At 71.5% G+C, this 16626-nt stretch carries 10 protein-coding genes; 4 read left to right on the top strand and 6 right to left on the bottom strand.

Going from position 1 to position 16626, the window contains the following annotated elements:
• Nucleotides 1–89: 89 nt before the first annotated feature.
• Nucleotides 90–1535, bottom strand: a complete 1446-nt coding sequence (locus IG99_RS19800; protein ID WP_037675782.1) for an MFS transporter — start codon at nucleotides 1533–1535, stop codon at nucleotides 90–92.
• Nucleotides 1536–1631: 96 nt separating this feature from the next.
• Here IG99_RS19800 and dusB point away from each other — a divergent pair, with 96 nt between their 5' ends.
• Nucleotides 1632–2798, top strand: coding sequence for a tRNA dihydrouridine synthase DusB (dusB, locus tag IG99_RS19805; protein ID WP_037675784.1), 1167 nt, complete (start codon nucleotides 1632–1634; stop codon nucleotides 2796–2798).
• Nucleotides 2799–2810: 12 nt separating this feature from the next.
• Here dusB and IG99_RS19810 read toward each other — a convergent pair whose 3' ends face one another.
• From IG99_RS19810 to IG99_RS19820, 3 genes are all read right to left on the bottom strand, one after another.
• Entirely contained in the window at nucleotides 2811–4373 is a 1563-nt protein-coding gene (locus IG99_RS19810; protein ID WP_051865642.1) for an LTA synthase family protein, read from the bottom strand.
• A 597-nt stretch (nucleotides 4374–4970) separates the two neighbouring features.
• On the bottom strand, nucleotides 4971–6914 hold the full coding sequence (locus IG99_RS19815) for an amylo-alpha-1,6-glucosidase (protein ID WP_037675785.1): 1944 nt from the start codon (nucleotides 6912–6914) through the stop codon (nucleotides 4971–4973).
• Entirely contained in the window at nucleotides 6911–8368 is a 1458-nt protein-coding gene (locus tag IG99_RS19820; protein ID WP_051865594.1) for an MGH1-like glycoside hydrolase domain-containing protein, read from the bottom strand. Before IG99_RS19820 ends, IG99_RS19815 begins: the two co-directional genes overlap by 4 nt.
• A gap of 120 nt (nucleotides 8369–8488) precedes the next feature.
• On the opposite strand from IG99_RS19820, the gene IG99_RS19825 reads away from it, so the two are divergent.
• Entirely contained in the window at nucleotides 8489–9718 is a 1230-nt protein-coding gene (locus IG99_RS19825; RefSeq protein ID WP_199815559.1) for an ROK family protein, read from the top strand.
• A gap of 407 nt (nucleotides 9719–10125) precedes the next feature.
• Nucleotides 10126–12846, top strand: a complete 2721-nt coding sequence (gene ppdK / locus IG99_RS19830; RefSeq protein WP_037675790.1) for a pyruvate, phosphate dikinase — start codon at nucleotides 10126–10128, stop codon at nucleotides 12844–12846.
• Between the two features lie 136 nt (nucleotides 12847–12982).
• Here ppdK and IG99_RS19835 read toward each other — a convergent pair whose 3' ends face one another.
• On the bottom strand, nucleotides 12983–13408 hold the full coding sequence (locus IG99_RS19835; protein WP_037675792.1) for a TIGR03668 family PPOX class F420-dependent oxidoreductase: 426 nt from the start codon (nucleotides 13406–13408) through the stop codon (nucleotides 12983–12985).
• A gap of 216 nt (nucleotides 13409–13624) precedes the next feature.
• On the opposite strand from IG99_RS19835, the gene IG99_RS19840 reads away from it, so the two are divergent.
• Nucleotides 13625–14551 (top strand): oxidoreductase, encoded by a 927-nt coding sequence (locus IG99_RS19840; protein ID WP_037675794.1) that lies wholly within the window; start codon nucleotides 13625–13627, stop codon nucleotides 14549–14551.
• Nucleotides 14552–14684: 133 nt separating this feature from the next.
• Here the strand turns inward: IG99_RS19840 and IG99_RS19845 are convergent, their stop codons facing one another.
• Nucleotides 14685–16361: a SulP family inorganic anion transporter gene (locus tag IG99_RS19845; RefSeq protein WP_051865644.1), complete on the bottom strand. Its 1677-nt coding sequence runs from the start codon at nucleotides 16359–16361 to the stop codon at nucleotides 14685–14687.
• Between the last annotated feature and the right edge of the window lie 265 nt (nucleotides 16362–16626).

Raw genomic sequence — 16626 nt, forward strand, 5'->3', positions numbered from 1 at the left:
TGCGAGGGCGACCCGCCGCGCCCTGCGGGACGCCTTCCGGCTCCGGGGCGCACTGAAAGACGGTACCCGTCCGGCGTCCCCGGCCCCACCTACGCGCTGACCCCCGCCGCCTCCCGCACCTCCGCCGACTCCAGCCGCTCCGCCGTCCGCTCGGCCGTACGTCGGGCCCACGGCCCCGTCGTCAGCGTGCCGAGCGCGAGCACCGCGGCTCCGCAGGCCGTCAGGATCCACCAACCCGGCGTCGCCGCCGAGACGAACGTCTCCCGGTACGACGAGGACCCCACGCCCGCCGCCAGCACCGCGCCGACCACCGCGACTCCCAGCGTCTGGCCGAGCTGGCGGCTCGTGGAGGCGACGGCCGCCGCCACGCCGGCCTGGGCTCGGGGCATGCCGGAGACCGCGGTGTTGGTGATGGGGGCGTTGACGAAGCCGAAGCCGATGCCGAAGAGGACGTAGCCGAGGAAGAGGGTGGTGTTGGAGGTCTCGGCGTCGAAGGCGGCGAAGAGGACGCCGCTCGTCGTCATGGCCAAGCCGGCGACGACCAACGGCAGACGGGGGCCCCTGGTGCCGATCAGGCGGCCGGAGAGGGGTGCGCAGAGGAACGTCGGCGCCGCCATGGGGAGCATCCACAGGCCGGCGTGCAGTGCGTCCAGGCCGCGGACGTTCTGGAGGTAGAGGGTGGAGAGGAAGAGGAAGCCGCCCAGCGCGGCGAACGCGCTGATCGCTATCACCGTCGCCCCGCTGAACGGTGCCGAGCGGAAGAAGCGCAGGTCGATGAGAGGTTCAGGGCGGCGGGGTTCGTACGCCAGCAGGCCCAGCAGCGCGGCCAGCGCCAGCGCCGCGTACGGCGCGACCGACGCGAACCCCGCGTTCGGCGCCTCGATGATCGCGTACGTCAGAGAGCCGAAGAGGACGATCACCAGGAGCTGGCCCAGTGGGTCGGGGCGGCGGGCCTTCGGGGCCCGGGACTCGGGGACGTAGCGGAGGGTGAGGAGGAGGGCTGCCAGGCCCACCGGCAGGTTGAGCCAGAAGATCGAGCGCCAGCCGACCGACTCCACCAGCAGGCCGCCCACCAGCGGGCCCGCCGCCATGGAGATGCCCACCACCGCTCCCCACACGCCGATCGCCCTCGCGCGCTCACGCGGGTCCGTGAAGGTGTTGGTGATGATCGACATGGCGACCGGGTTGAGCATCGAACCACCGACGGCCTGCCCCATCCGGGCCGCGATCAGCAGGTCCAGGTTCGGTGCCAGGGAGCACAGCAGGGAACCCACCGAGAACACGACCAGGCCCGCCATGAAGATCCGCTTGCGGCCGAGCCGGTCGGCCGTGGAGCCCGCGAGCATCAGCAGGGAGGCCAGGACGAGGGTGTACGCGTCGATCGTCCACTGCAGGCCCGACGTGGACGCGCCCAGGTCGCGCTGCAGGGAGGGCAGGGCCACGTTCAGGACCGTGTTGTCCAGACTCACGATCAGCAGACTCATGCAGCAGATCAGCAGGACGAGCAGACGGCGGCGGGGGCTGAGCTCGGGCATGGGTTCCATCGTACGCCCAATCGATAGTGCGGTTAACTAATGACCATTACATGATCATTGCGTCTCGCCCTTTCCCGCGTGCGCCACAATGGGGGAATGCCCACGACCGCCACGCCCCTGCAGATCGGCCCGCACACCGTTCAGCCGCCCGTCGTCCTCGCCCCCATGGCCGGGATCACCAACGCGCCCTTCCGCACCCTGTGCCGGCACTTCGCCGGAGGCGAATCAGAGGATGGAGCCAGTGGTGGCAAGGGGCTGTTCGTCAGCGAGATGATCACCACCCGGGCGCTGGTCGAGCGCAACGAGAAGACCATGCAGCTCATCCGTTTCGACGAGACGGAGCGGCCGAGGTCCATCCAGCTCTACGGCGTCGACCCCGCCACCGTCGGCAAGGCCGTCCGCATGATCGCGGAGGAGGACCTCGCCGACCACATCGACCTGAACTTCGGCTGCCCGGTGCCCAAGGTGACCCGCAAGGGCGGCGGCTCCGCACTCCCCTACAAGCGGAACCTGCTGCGGGCGATCCTGCGCGAGGCCGTGAGCGGCGCCGGGGACCTGCCCGTCACCATGAAGATGCGCAAGGGCATCGACGACGACCACATCACCTACCTCGACGCCGGCCGCATCGCCGTCGAGGAGGGCGTGGCCTCCATCGCCCTGCACGGCCGTACCGCCGCCCAGCACTACGGCGGCACCGCCGACTGGGACGCCATCGCCCGGCTGAAGGAGCACGTGCCGGAGATCCCCGTGCTCGGCAACGGCGACATCTGGTCGGCCGAGGACGCGCTGCGGATGGTGCGGGAGACCGGCTGCGACGGAGTGGTCGTGGGGCGCGGGTGCCTCGGGCGGCCGTGGCTGTTCGCCGACCTCGTGGCCGCGTTCGAGGGGCGTGACGACTTCCGTACGCCGCAGCTCCGAGAGGTCGCCGACGTCATGGTCCGGCACGCCACGCTGCTCGGGGAGTGGATCGGCGACGAGTCGAAGGGCGTCGTCGACTTCCGCAAGCACGTCGCCTGGTACCTCAAGGGCTTCGCCGTCGGTTCCGAGATGCGCAAGCGGCTCGCGATCACGTCCTCGCTCCAGGAGCTGCGGGCCGGGCTCGACGAGCTCGACCTCGACCAGCCCTGGCCCGCCGGCGCGGACGGGCCCCGCGGCCGTACGTCCGGCAACAACCGGGTGGTGCTGCCGGACGGCTGGCTGAAGGACCCCTACGACTGCGCGGGCGTCGGCGAGGACGCGGAGCTGGACACGTCAGGGGGCTGACCAGGACACCCCCTAGTCCTTCGTGGGGTGCGGGGTCGAGCCGTACGCCGTCAGGAAGCGGTCGCGGAAGAGGTTCATCTTCCACACGGGCGCGTCGTGCGCCGGGCGCAGGCCGTCCGTCCAGTTCCAGTCGGCGATCTTGTCGAGGACCTTCGGGTCCTTGGCGACGATCGAGATCGGCACGTCACGGCTGGCGTGGTCGCCGCTGACCCGGGCGATCGGCTGGTGGTCGCCGAGGAAGACGAGAACGGTGTCGTCGCCGGCGTAGCGCTCCATGAACTGGGTGAGGCTGGTCACCGAGTACTGGATCGACTTGCCGTACTCCTCCTTCGACTTGTCGCTGTCGGCGATGACGTCGGCCGCCTTGTTGCCCGCCTTCTCGATGCCCTGGAAGACCGAGCCGTCGCCCAGCTCGTCCCAGCCGACCATCTTCGGGATCGGCGCCCACGGCTGGTGGCTGGAGGTCAGGATGATCTCCGACATCAGCGGCTTGTCGCGCTTCTTGCCGTGCTCCAGCCGCTGGAACGCCTCCAGCGCGTACTGGTCCGGCATGGTCGACCAGCTGAACTTCGGTCCCTTGTAGCCCATCTGGAAGGCGTTGTAGACCTTGTCGAGGCCGTACCACTTCGACTCCGGCCAGCCCTTCTGCACACCGGGCATGACGCCGACCGTGTCCCAGGCGCCGGTCTTCTGGAACGCCTTGGTGAGGGTGAGGTGGTCGCCCGCGGTGACCGTGCGGTAGCGGCTCTGGTTGTCGATCCACAGGCCGGACAGGGTCGTGGAGTGGCCCAGCCAGCTGCTGCCCCCGTACGTCGCAGACGTCAGCCAGCCGCTCTTGGCGTGGAACCCGGCCTTGGCGAGCGCGGCGGTGCTGGAGGCGAGGGTTCGGTCGACGCCGGGCGCCATGACCGGGTCCTCGATGGCGCTGCGGCCGTAGCTCTCGATGAACGTGAAGATGACGTCCTTGCCGCGCAGGTCCGGCACGAGCTGGTCGGCCGGGGTCGCGCCGAACGCGTCCGCCCGCGCCTCCTTCGCGAACGCCCGCTCGTCCCGGATCGTCTCGCGCACCCGCTCCACACGGTCCTTGGCCACCGCGACGGTGCGCTCGGACGCCACCGGCACACCGGAGACCTGCAGACCGAGGGACGAACACGTCATCCAGACCGCGCTGAGGATCAGCAGACCGCGCGTCGAACGTGCGGTGTTACGGCCGAGGACCGTGCCGATCCGGACGACCGCCAGGGCCATCAGGGCGAGCAGTACGACGATGAGTGCCACGACTCCGACGGCGGCCAGCAGGGCGACGGTGCCGCCCATCGTGTCCGCGAGGTACGACTTGGCGTCGTCCAGCAACTGCCAGTCGAGGATCACGTTGAAGCCCCGGCCCAGGTACTCGTTGAAGCCGATGTCCGCCACGTTCAGCGCCGTCAGCACACCGAGCGTGATCCCGCCGAGTACCCCCACGACGATCCGCGGCCGCCGCGGCAACGCCACCAGTACGGCAGCTCCGAGCAGCCCCTCCACCGGGATGCGCGCGAACTCCGCGAGCCGGAGGCTCTCCATACGGTTCGGCATCACCAGCGCGGCGAGGACGAGGAGGACGGCGAGGGCGGTGAGCACGTGCGCGAGGACGCGGGCCGCCCGCGGGTGCCGGTCACGCCGGCCGCGCCAGAGGCGGAGGGGGCGGGGGAGGGGGAAGCGACGGGTGGGTGAAGGGGTGGTGGGCGTCTTCTCCCGATCCTCAGTCTCCTGGGCCCGCGCCTCGGCCTCTTGGGCCGGTGCCTCAGTCTCCTCGGCCTGTGCCTCAGTCTCCTGGGCCTCTCCTCGGCCTGTGCCTCAGTCTCCTGGGCCCGCGCCTCGGCCTCTTGGGCCTGTGCCTCAGTCTCCTCGGCCTGTGCCTCAGTCTCCTGGGCCTGCGCCTCAGTAACCTCGGTCTCCGTATCGTCGGCCTTGGTCTCCTCGGGCTCGGCCGTCCCGGCCGAGCCCGGTGACTGGCGCGTGCTCGTGTGCTGAGGCAACGGAGGTCCTTCCGTGCGAGACCCGTGATGGTACGCGGGCCCCCTAGGGGAACTGGGCCCGCCATCATTGCGTACGGTCCGCCCCGCACGCCCGTTCACAGCTCACGGCAAACACCCGGCAAACGCCTCGTCAACGGACCGGAAGGCGCCCCGCCTACGCCCCGCCCACCGCCGTGAGCAGCGCCAGCGGCGCCGCCGCCGACCTCGACTCCCGTACGCACGCGTGCGGGTAGGGCACCGGCTCCGCGTGGGTGTCGCGGCCGTAGCCGGCGACGACCTCGGGGAGCCGGTGGCCGGTCGCGTTCGCCGCGTCGACCAGGCCGTGGGCGATGGTGCGGGCCTCGTCGTGGAGGCCGTAGCGGGCGAGGCCCAGGGCGATCAGCGCGTTGTCGTGGGGCCAGACCGAGCCGCGGTGGTACGACAGCGGGTGGTACGCCGGTTGGCCCGCCGCCAGCGTGCGGACGCCCCAGCCGGAGAAGAAGTCGGGCTCCAGCAGGCGCCGGCCGACCAGTTCGCCGTACTCCTTGTCCAGCAGCCCGGACCACAGCAGGTGCCCCGCGTCGGAGGCCAGCGCGTCGACCCGGTGGCCCTCGCCGTCCAGCGCGAGGGCCGGGAAGTCGTGCTCCGGCATCCAGAAGTCCCGTTGGAAGCGGTCACGCACATCAGCGGCCGTCTGCTCGAGCAGCGCCGCGTAGGTCTCGTCCTGCCACACCGTGCGCGCGAGCCACGCCGTGCGGCGCAGGGCGTCGTACGCGTAGCCCTGGGCGCCCGCCGCCATCACCGGGCCGCTCGCCCGCGTACCGTCGGCCGAGCAGATCGCGCCGGGGGAGTCCTTCCAGTTCTGGTTGGCGAGGCCGCCCCGGTCGGCGCGGTAGACCAGGTAGCCGCGGGTGGTGAGGCCGCCGTGGTCGAGCATCCAGGCGATGGCGGCGCGGGCGTGGGACTCCAGGCGGCGGGCCGGTGCCGTGTCACCGGTGAAGTCGACGTACGCGCCGAGCAGGACGAGGAAGAGCGGAGTGGCGTCCACCGAGCCGTAGTAGCGCCGGAACGGGACCTGGCCGAAGTGCGCGAGCTCGCCGTGCCGTACCTCGTGCACGATCTTGCCGGGCTGGGCGACCGGGTCCGTGTCCGAGCCGGTCGCGGTCGCCTGGGTGGCGGCGAGCGCGGGGAGCGTGGCGGCGGCCAGTTGCGGACGGTAGGGGAGCGCGAAGAGCGAGGTGAGGAGGGCGTCGCGGCCCAGGAGGGTCAGGAACCAGGGGGCTCCGGCGGCCGGGACGCGCAGTCCCTCGCCGTCCGGGCCCGTCGCCGACACCTGGAGGGACGCGAGGTCGGCGAGGCCCCGCGCGCAGGCGGCGGCCAGTTCGGGCCAGCCCGTGGGGAAGGGCACACCCTCCACGAACCTGCCCTCGGCGGCGATGAGTTGTTCGTTCAGCGCGGCCGGGGAGCGGGGGACGCGCAAGGCCCGTTTCTCGCCGTGCGGGCGGGCGATGACCCGTAGCGTCAGCTCGGCCGTGCCGTGCGGTTCCAGGTCCAGGGTCCACACCATGCGCCGGGCGCCGGTGCCGGTCTCCTCGACGGCGTCCGGCGGGGGCTCGGCCGACACCGTGGTGCGGGAGCGCCATTCGCCGCGCTGGTAGGTGAACTCAACGCCGTGGTCGAGGACTTGGCGGCGGCGGACGGCGCCGGGCTTGGTGTAGGTGCGGTGGTCGGAGCGGAGTTCGAACTGGTCGGTGAAGTCGGCGTCCGCGGTGACCGCGAGGCGGACCGTCGTCGGCACCGGGCGGTTGCTGGCCACGCGCAGCGACTCGACGAACGAGCTGTCGCCGACGGCCTGTTCACGGAAGAGTGTGTATGCGGGCGGCTCGTCGCGGCCCCCGCGCGGGACGAGGACACAGCGCGCGCTGTCCCCGTCCGCGACCGGCGTCAGCGCCTCCGGCACCGCGCCGTCGACCGTCAGCTGCCAGCGGCTGAGGTGCCGCGCGTCCCGTACGAACAGCCCGTCGGGGGAGGTGGCGCCCCGTACGCCGCTGATGTCCCCGCGGTCGCCCACCGCGGCGAACGTACCGCCGTACGCGAGCAGATGATGCCGCTCCGTCATCCCCGGTCCCCTCCCTGGCTTCCCCTGGCTGAGCTTCCCCTGACTGGGCTTTCGGTGACTGGTGTGCCGCCGTGCGGCAGATCCTCGCCGTGCAGCAGGTCGAGCGTGAGCGCGGCCGTCCAGCTGAAGTCCGTCGCGCCGCAGGCCTCGCCGGTGTACGGATCGACGTACTCCGCGAAACCGGAGGTGCCGGCGATCTCCAGCACCGCCTCGCGGAGCGCGTCCGCGCGGGCCAGCCGGCCGTGCAGGCGCAGGCCCCGCTCCAGCAGCCAGCTCGTGTTGAACCAGGCCGGCCCGCGCCAGTACCGGTGCGGATCGAAGGCCTCGCCGAGGAGGTCGTAGGACGGGACGAGGCGGGTGGTGGTGCCGAGTCCGAAGTGCGGGCCGGACAGTGTGCGGACGAGAGCCGCGACGACCTCGCGAGGCAGCCCCGGCAGCAGCAGCGGGACCAGCCCGGAGACGCCCCGCTCGGGGATCAGCTCCCCGCCCGGCACGCCCCCGCGCAGGTCCCGGCAGAAGAACATCCCCTCCGCCGGATCCCACAGCCGTTCCACCAGCGCCGCCGTCAGGCGTTCCGCGCGGGCGCGGCGGGCGGTGCCGGCCGCCCCCAGCTCGTGCGCGATGCGGGCGAGGGCGAGTTCGGAGGCGATGAGCAGGGCGTTGAAGGCGGGATCCTCGACGGCGAACTCCCCGCCGCCGTCCGCGTAACCGCCGTCCCGGTACTCCGTCGCCAGCCGTACGTACCGCCCGTAGTCCAGGTCCGTCGGCCGGTCCTCGGCCGCCCCGTGATCGAGGTCGGCGCGGCGGAAGGAGCGGGCCGGGGCGGGGGTGACGCGGGCGAGCGGGGCGTCCCAGCAGGGGCTGTTGTCCATGCCCTGCTCCCACGGGTGCACGATCGACGCCAGGCCGCCGCCGCCCAGGTCCCGCCGGTGCAGCAGATAGCGGTGCCAGGCGGCCAGCCGGGGGTACACGCGGGCGAGGAAGCCGCGCGCCCGCGAAAGCCCCGGGTCGGCGCGGTGCACCTGCCAGGCGGCGAGCGCGTGCACCGGTGGCTGCACGATGCCCGAGGTCTGTACGGTGCGCGGGGCGCCCGCAGCGCGCCCCGCGGTCGAGGAGCGCCAGAAGTCGGGGCTCGGGAAGTACGCGTCGAGCGGTACGGAGGGGTTGAACACGATGTGCGGGACGCGCCCGTCACCCCACTGGGCGTCGAGCAGTGTCTCCAGCTCCGTCTGGGCCCGTAACGGCGAGACGTGCCTGAGTCCGATCGCGATGAACGCCGAGTCCCACGACCACTGGTGCGGGTACAGGCCCCGCGAGGGCACCGTGGAAGTGCCCGTCCAGTTGTCCTCCAGTACGCGCGCGGCACCGAGGTGCGGCGAACCCGGCCGGATCGCCGGATCGTATGCGGAGGCGCGCTCCGCTGGAGGGGCGGTGAGTTGGGCGGTGCGATCCACTCGGGACTCCCCGAAAGACGTTCGGCCGACCGGTTCGGCAGCGACTACCGTTGGGTTACGTCTATTTAACACGCAAAACCCAATATGTAATGCAGGCTTGAGAAACACAAGGGGGTGCGCATGACCGGAAGGCCGGGCAGGACCGGGAGGACCACCAGGGGCGGGAGCCAGGCGAGCGCCGGCGACCTGCTCGAACTCGTCCGCAGTGGCCGGGCGACGACACGCGGCGCACTCCAACAGGTGACGGGGCTCTCCCGTGCGACCGTCGGCCACCGCCTGGAGCGGCTCTTCCGCGCGGGCTGGCTGCGCGAGGGCGCGGGCGGCCCGGTCGACTCGCCGCTGGGCGGCCGCCCCTCGATCACCCTGGAGTTCGACGACGCCCACGCGGTCGTCCTCGCCGCCGACCTCGACACCCGGCACGCGCGCGCGGCGGTGCTGTCACTGACCGGCGAGATGCTCGCCGAGCACGGCGGCACGCTGGTCGTCGAGGACGGACCGGACGTGGTCCTGGACGAACTGGGCGGGTGGTTCGCCGAGTTGCTGGAGAAGGCGGGGCACCGGGCGGACGAGGTGTGCGGCATCGGGCTGGCGGTGCCGGGCCCGGTCGACAGCGAGACCGGCCGGGTCGTCCAGCCGCCGATCATGCCGGGCTGGGACGGCTACGACATAAGGGGCCGCCTGGCCAGAGCCTTCACCGAGCGGACGGGGGCCGGCGCAGTGCCGGTCCTGGTCGACAACGACGCGAACCTGATGGCGTACGGCGAACAGCGCACCGGTTACCCGGGCTGCTCGGCGTTCGTCCTGGTCAAGGTATCCACCGGCATCGGCGCGGGCGTGGTCGTCGACGGTTCCGTCTACCGGGGTGTCGACGGGGGCGCGGGGGACATCGGGCACATCCGGGTGGGCACGGAGGCGCTGTGCCGGTGCGGCTCCTACGGTTGTCTCGCCGCCGTCGCCAGTGGAGGCGCCGTGGCGCGGCGGCTGGCGGAGAGCGGGGTGCGGGCGGCGTCGGGTTCGGACGTGCGGGACCTGCTGGCGGCCGGGCATCCGGAGGCGGCCGCGCTGGCCCGGGAGGCCGGGCGCCGGGTCGGGGACGTGCTGGCGACGGTCGTGACGCTGCTGAACCCCGGGGTGCTGATGATCGCGGGGGACCTGGCCGGGACGGCCTTCCTCACGGGGGTGCGGGAGCTGCTGTACCAGCGGGCGCTGCCGCGCTCGACGGGGCATCTGGAGGTGGTGACCTCGCGGCTGGGGGAGCGGGCCGGTCTGGTGGGCGCCGGGGCCCTGGTCGTGGAGCACCTGTACGCGCCCGAGCGGGTGGAGGAACGCCTGCTGGCGATGGGTGTGTGACGGGCGCGTTCCGGCCTTCGGGGCGGGTCCGCATGGTGAAATCCGGTCGCCTGTGGCAGCGTGATTCTCACCACCCCTGATAAGGGTTGCGCTCAGATGAGCGGATCTTGATCAACTGCACTTCTCCAAGGGGTGGCACTCAGTGCCACCGCTTGATCGTTCATCGATCGAAATCAGACGTGCGGTAAGCCTGCTCATTTGAGCGAAAACCTGCACCTGTGCGCACCTTGGCGTTCAAGAAGTGAAAACATCAGCCCGTGAGCGCTTGCCAAGCTTTGAATTTCGATCTCCTGGCGGACGGGTGGTTACGGGCGCATGACGCGTGAGTAGACATACCCAGGCGCCTTGGATCTGGGTATGTTCCTCGCCGTCAGGGCAGCCACCGCGTCCTCGAGGGAGTCGAGACCGTGTCGGAAAACAAAGAACTCCACGGAGCGAAGTTCGTTTACGACTTCACCGAGGGAAACAAGGAACTCAAGGACCTCCTGGGTGGCAAGGGTGCCAACCTCGCCGAGATGACCAACCTGGGGCTCCCCGTTCCCCCGGGCTTCACGATCACGACGGAAGCCTGCAAGGTCTACCTCGACAGCGGCGAGGAGCCGACGGCACTGCGTGACGAGGTGAGCGCGCACCTCGACGCGCTCGAGGCCCGTATGGGCAAGAAGCTAGGCCAGGCCGACAACCCGCTCCTCGTCTCCGTCCGTTCCGGGGCGAAGTTCTCGATGCCCGGAATGATGGACACGGTCCTGAACATCGGCCTCTCCGACAAGTCGGTGAAGGGCCTGGCCGACCAGGCCGGCGACGAGCGGTTCGCCTGGGACTCCTACCGCCGCCTCATCCAGATGTTCGGCAAGACCGTCCTCGGCGTCGAGGGCGACCTCTTCGAGGACGCGCTGGAGGCGGCGAAGGCGGCCAAGAAGGTCACCGTCGACACCGAACTGGAGGCGGCCGACCTCAAGAAGCTGGTCACCAAGTTCAAGAAGATCGTCAAGACCGAGGCCGGCCGCGACTTCCCGCAGGACCCGCGCGAGCAGATGGACCTCGCCATCAAGGCGGTCTTCGACTCCTGGAACGGGGACCGGGCGAAGCTGTACCGCCGCCAGGAGCGCATCCCGCACGACCTCGGCACGGCCGTCAACGTCTGCTCGATGGTCTTCGGCAACCTGGGCCCCGACTCCGGCACCGGCGTCGCCTTCACCCGCGACCCCGCCTCCGGCCACCAGGGCGTCTACGGCGACTACCTGCAGAACGCGCAGGGCGAGGACGTGGTCGCGGGCATCCGCAACACGGTCCCGCTCGCCGAGCTGGAGTCGATCGACAAGAAGTCGTACGACCAGCTGATGCAGATCATGGAGACCCTGGAGAACCACTACAAGGATCTCTGCGACATCGAGTTCACCATCGAGCGCGGCCAGCTGTGGATGCTCCAGACCCGCGTCGGCAAGCGGACGGCGGGCGCGGCCTTCCGTATCGCCACGCAGCTGGTGGACCAGGGCCTGATCGACGAGGCGGAGGCGCTCCAGCGCGTCAACGGCGCCCAGCTCGCCCAGCTGATGTTCCCCCGCTTCGACGAGGACGCGAAGGTCGAGAGGGTCGGCCGGGGCATCGCCGCCTCGCCGGGTGCGGCGGTCGGCAAGGCGGTCTTCGACTCGTACACCGCCGTGAAGTGGTCGCGTTCCGGTGAGAAGGTCATCCTGGTCCGCCGGGAGACCAACCCCGACGACCTGGACGGCATGATCGCGGCCGAGGGCATCCTCACCTCGCGCGGCGGCAAGACCTCCCACGCGGCCGTCGTGGCCCGGGGCATGGGCAAGACCTGTGTGTGCGGTGCCGAGGAGCTGGAGGTCGACACCAAGCGCCGCCGGATGACGGTGCCGGGCGGCCACGTGGTGGAGGAGGGCGACGTCATCTCCATCGACGGCTCCTCCGGCAAGGTGTACCTCGGTGAGGTACCCGTCGTGCCGTCCCCGGTCGTGGAGTACTTCGAGGGCCGGATGCACGCGGGCGCCGACGACGCCGACGAGCTGGTCGAGGCCGTCCACCGGATCATGGCCTTCGCCGACCGCAAGCGGAGCCTGCGGGTGCGCGCCAACGCCGACAACGCCGAGGACGCCCTGCGCGCCCGTCGCTTCGGCGCGCAGGGCATCGGCCTGTGCCGCACCGAGCACATGTTCCTCGGCGATCGCCGTGAGCTGGTCGAGCGCCTGATCCTGGCCGACACGGAGGCCGAACGCGAGGAGTCACTGAAGGCGCTGCTGCCGCTCCAGAAGAAGGACTTCGTCGAACTGTTCTCGGCGATGGACGGCCTGCCGGTCACCATCCGTCTCCTGGACCCGCCGCTGCACGAGTTCCTGCCGGACATCACGGAGCTGTCCGTACGTGTCGCCCTCGCGGAGTCCCGTCAGGAGCCCCACGAGAACGAACTCCGGCTCCTCCAGGCGGTGCACCGCCTGCACGAGCAGAACCCGATGCTGGGCCTGCGCGGTGTGCGCCTCGGCCTGGTCATCCCGGGCCTGTTCACGATGCAGGTCCGCGCCATCGCGGAGGCCGCGGCGGAGCGCAAGAACGCCAAGGGCGATCCGCGCGCCGAGATCATGATCCCGCTCGTCGGCACGGTCCAGGAGCTGGAGATCGTCCGTGAGGAGGCGGACCAGGTCGTCGCGGAGGTCGAGGCGGCGACGGGTACGCGGCTCAAGCTGGCGATCGGCACGATGATCGAACTCCCGCGTGCCGCGCTGACGGCGGGCCAGATCGCGGAGGCGGCCGAGTTCTTCAGCTTCGGTACGAACGACCTGACCCAGACGGTGTGGGGCTTCTCCCGCGACGACGTGGAGGCCTCGTTCTTCACGGCGTACCTGGAGAGGGGCATCTTCGGCGTCTCCCCGTTCGAGACGATCGACAAGGACGGCGTCGGTTCGCTGGTGAAGCTGGCGGCGGAGGCGGGCCGTGCGACCCGCCCCGACCTGAAGCTCGGTGTCTGCGGCGAGCACGGCGGCGACCCCGAGTCCGTCCACTTCTTCCACGAGGTCGGCCTCGACTACGTCTCCTGCTCCCCCTTCCGCATCCCCGTGGCGCGGTTGGAAGCGGGCCGGGCGGCCTCCCAGTCGGCGGGCAGCGACCACCGCTGACCCCCGGGCGACGCCGATCGCCCCAGACCCCGGAGCCGCCGTCGGTCCCCGACCCTCACCGATCGCGGCGGCTCCGGCACGCAAGAGAAGGGGCGGCACCCTGTGCGGGGGTACCGCCCCTTTCGTGTCCGGCGCCCTACGCCGAGGCCCAGCCGCTCCACCGCTCCACCCGGACGGCGACGACAGGGCCCGCGGGAGGGGAGTCCGCGTACTGGCCGTCCCGGCGGTACTTGGCGCACAGCGCCTCCAGTGCACGGATCCGTTCCGGCCCCTCCTCCAGCACCTCCGCCCGGCCGTCGCCCCGGGCCCACCACAGCGTCGACCAGTCGTCGTCGTAGTGGTCGACCAGGACCGCGACCGTCGGGTTCTCCCGGATGTTGCGCAGGCGCCGCAGCTTCCATGTGCTCTTGGGCTTGTGGTCCACCGCGAAGTACAGCACGTCACCCACGACGGCGAAGACCACCGGCACCGCGTGCGGCACCCCCTCCCCGTCGGCCGTCGCGAGCCGGGCGACGGCCGCCCCGGCGAAACGTTCCCGGGCTACGGCGGGGGAGAGGTCCATGCGTTTCACCGTAGCGGGGACGGTCATACCACCGAGGCCCGGAACGGATCCGTGGGGATGATTTCCCGCCTCGTCGAGGGCGTTCCTGGCGCATGCGCATGACCGTGGTGAGGCGTGGGACCGTGCCCGTCTCGATGGAGGCGGCGAGGACGGGGGAAACAGGGAAAGAACTACGGGCGCCCTAGGCTGAAGGTCACGAACCGAGGGAGTGCACTCATGGCCGGCTGGAACACGCACGACATCCCCGACCAGAGCGGGCGTACCGCCGTCGTCACCGGGGCCAACAGCGGCCTCGGGTACATCACCGCGCGGGAGTTGGCGCGCAAGGGGGCACGCGTGGTGCTCGCCTGCCGCAGTGAGACGCGGGGCCGGGAGGCCGTGGACCGGTTGGGCGTGGAAGTCCCGGGCGCCGAGGTGGAGTTGGGGCGACTGGACCTCGGGGACCTCTCGTCGGTACGGGAGTTCGCCGCCTCACTGCCCTACGAGCGGATCGACCTGCTCGTCAACAACGCCGGGGTGATGGCGCTGCCGTACGGGACGACCGCGGACGGGTTCGAGACGCAGTTCGGGACCAACCACCTCGGCCACTTCGCCCTCACCGGGCTACTGCTCCCCACGCTCCTCGACACGCCCGGCGCGCGGATCGTCACCGTCTCCAGCATGATGCACCTGCTCGGCAACCTCGACCCGCGCGACCTCAACAGCGAACTCCGCTACCGGCGTTGGATCGCCTATGGCCGGTCCAAGACCGCCAACCTGCTCTTCACGCACGAGCTGGCGCGCAGGCTGGACGCGGCCGGCGCGGACGTGGTCGCGGCCGCCGCCCACCCCGGGTACGCCGCCACCAACCTGCAGACCGCCGGCGTACGCGCGGAAGGGCGCCGGGCCGCCGAGCGGCTCGTGGAGATCGGCAACCGGATCGTCGCCCAGTCCGCGGAGGCGGGCGCGCTGCCCACCCTCTACGCCGCGACCGCGCCCGGCGTACGCCCCGACTCGTTCACCGGACCGTCCGTCGCCATGTGGCGCGGGGCACCCGCACCGTCTCCGCGGGCCCGCTGGACGCGCGACGACAAGGCGTCCCGGGGGCTGTGGGCTGCCTCCGAGCGGCTGACCGGGGTGTCCTACGACGCGCTCAAGGTGTGAAACCGCCGCTCGTCCGGACGGTAGGCGTGTGTGCGCGTGCGCGTGACGGTGGGCGCGTACGTGATCCGCTGGGACGAGGCAGGTCACGCACGCGCCCGGTGCCGCCTCCCCCCGGCCGCTCGGGGGGCCGCCCTCAGCGCGACACGTACTGGTCCGCGTACTCGTCCGGCAGCGGACGGGTGTCGAGGTAGAACCACTCGGCCGTGGGGCCAGGCAACTGGCCGGCGCGGGTGCCGGTGCCGGCCGGCTGAGGGGCGGTGCGCTGGGGCAGGGGAGCGGACTGCTCTCCCGCCTCGGGAGGCGGGCCGTCGGCGGCCGTCGGCTTCGCCGGGCCCGGCATCAGCAACTCCACGCGCACGCCCTTGGCGCGCCGCTGGGCCGTGAACTCCTCGACCTGGCTGCGGCAGGCGTGGTCCAGATGGGTCACCCCGGTGAGGTCGAGGCGGATGCGCGGCCTGCCGGACTCGGCGGCCGCCTCCAGGGCTTCGATGACCTGCGGGAGGCGGAGGAACGTCGCGTTGCCCGCCATCACCACCTTCGCCGTGTCGTCCTCGATGTGCTGCCGGATGACCGTCTGCGACATGCGCAGGGCGGCGAGGACGATGCCCGCGGCGAGGCCGATCAGCACGCCCTCCAGCAGGGCCGTCGCCACGATGACGCCCGTGGTGATCGTCATGACCGCGAACTCGCCCCGGTCCTGTCGCCACATCTTCGGGAACTGTTCGGGCGAGAAGAGCTTCCAGCCGCTGTGCACGAGGACGCCCGCGAGGACCGAGATCGGGATCAGGGCCAGCACCTGCGGCAGCAGCAGCGCGAAGGCGAGCAGCCACAGGCCGTGCAGGGTGCGGGACATCCGGGTCTTGGCGCCGGCCTGGACGTTCGCCGAGCTGCGGGCCACGACCGCGGTGATGGGCAGCGCGCCGAGCAGGCCCGCGATGGTGTTCCCGGCGCCCTGGGCGATGAGTTCGGGGTTGTAGCGGGTGCGCGGGCCGTCGTGCATACGGTCCACCGCGGCCGCGGTGAACAGGGACTCCGCCGAGGCGATCACCGTGAAGGTGAGGATCGCGGTGATGATGCCCGGGTCGGCGAGACCCGCGAACTGCTCCGCGCCGGGTACGTCGACGGCGGCCAGCAGGTTGCCGACCTGAAGGGTTTTCACGTCGACGCCGGGAAGCGCGGCGACCGCGATGCCGATGCCCACGGCGACCAGGGCGGCGGGGACCTTCTTGACCGGGCCCGGCACCTTCTTCCACAGGAAGCTGAGCACGACCGTGAGGATGCCGAGACCGGCCGCGATCATCGTCTGCGGGTTCGCGAGGGTGTCCGCGAGCAGGCCGGGGACGCCGAGCATGTTCTCGATGGGGGTGCCCGGGGCCTTGGCGTCGGCCACCGGGTACGCCTGGCTGAACATCAACGGCAGGCCGATGCCCGCGAGCATGCCCTGCACGACGGCCAGGGAGATCGCCTGGAAGAACCGGCCGAAGCGGACCAGGCCGAGGACGATCTGCAGGATGCCCGAGAAGAGGACGATCACGCCGAGCATCGCCACGCCGTGCTCCAGCACGGTCTCCGAGACGAGCGCCGCGAGGCCTGCGGCCGGGCCGCTGACCTGGAGCGTGCTGCCCCTGGCCGCGCCGACCACCAGGCCGCCGATGACACCGGAGATGATGCCGAGCTCCGGCGGGACACCGGAGGCGACGGCGACACCGATGCACAGGGGGAGGGCGACGAGGAAGACGACCAGGGACGCGGTGATCTCGGTGGCGAGGTCACCCTTTTGCGTGCCGGCCGCCTTGGCCGCACCCGGCATCTTGGCCGCACCCGGCACCTTGGCCGCACCCGGCATCTTGGGCGCCCTCGGTAGCTTGGGCATCCGTGCCGTCTTCTTGGGTGCGGGCGCCTCGGGACGTACGGCGTCGGGATGCGGCCGGCGCGTGTCGTGGGCCCAGTCGCCTTCGGGCGCGGGGGTGGCCCAGTCGTCCTGGAACGTGGAGGTGGCCCAGTCGCCCTGGGGCGTGGAGGGGGCCCAGTCGCCCTGGGGCGCGGAAGCAGCCCAGTTGTCCTGCAGTGCGGGT

Source organism: Streptomyces griseus subsp. griseus (assembly GCF_000720255.1).
GTDB lineage: Bacteria > Actinomycetota > Actinomycetes > Streptomycetales > Streptomycetaceae > Streptomyces > Streptomyces griseus_I.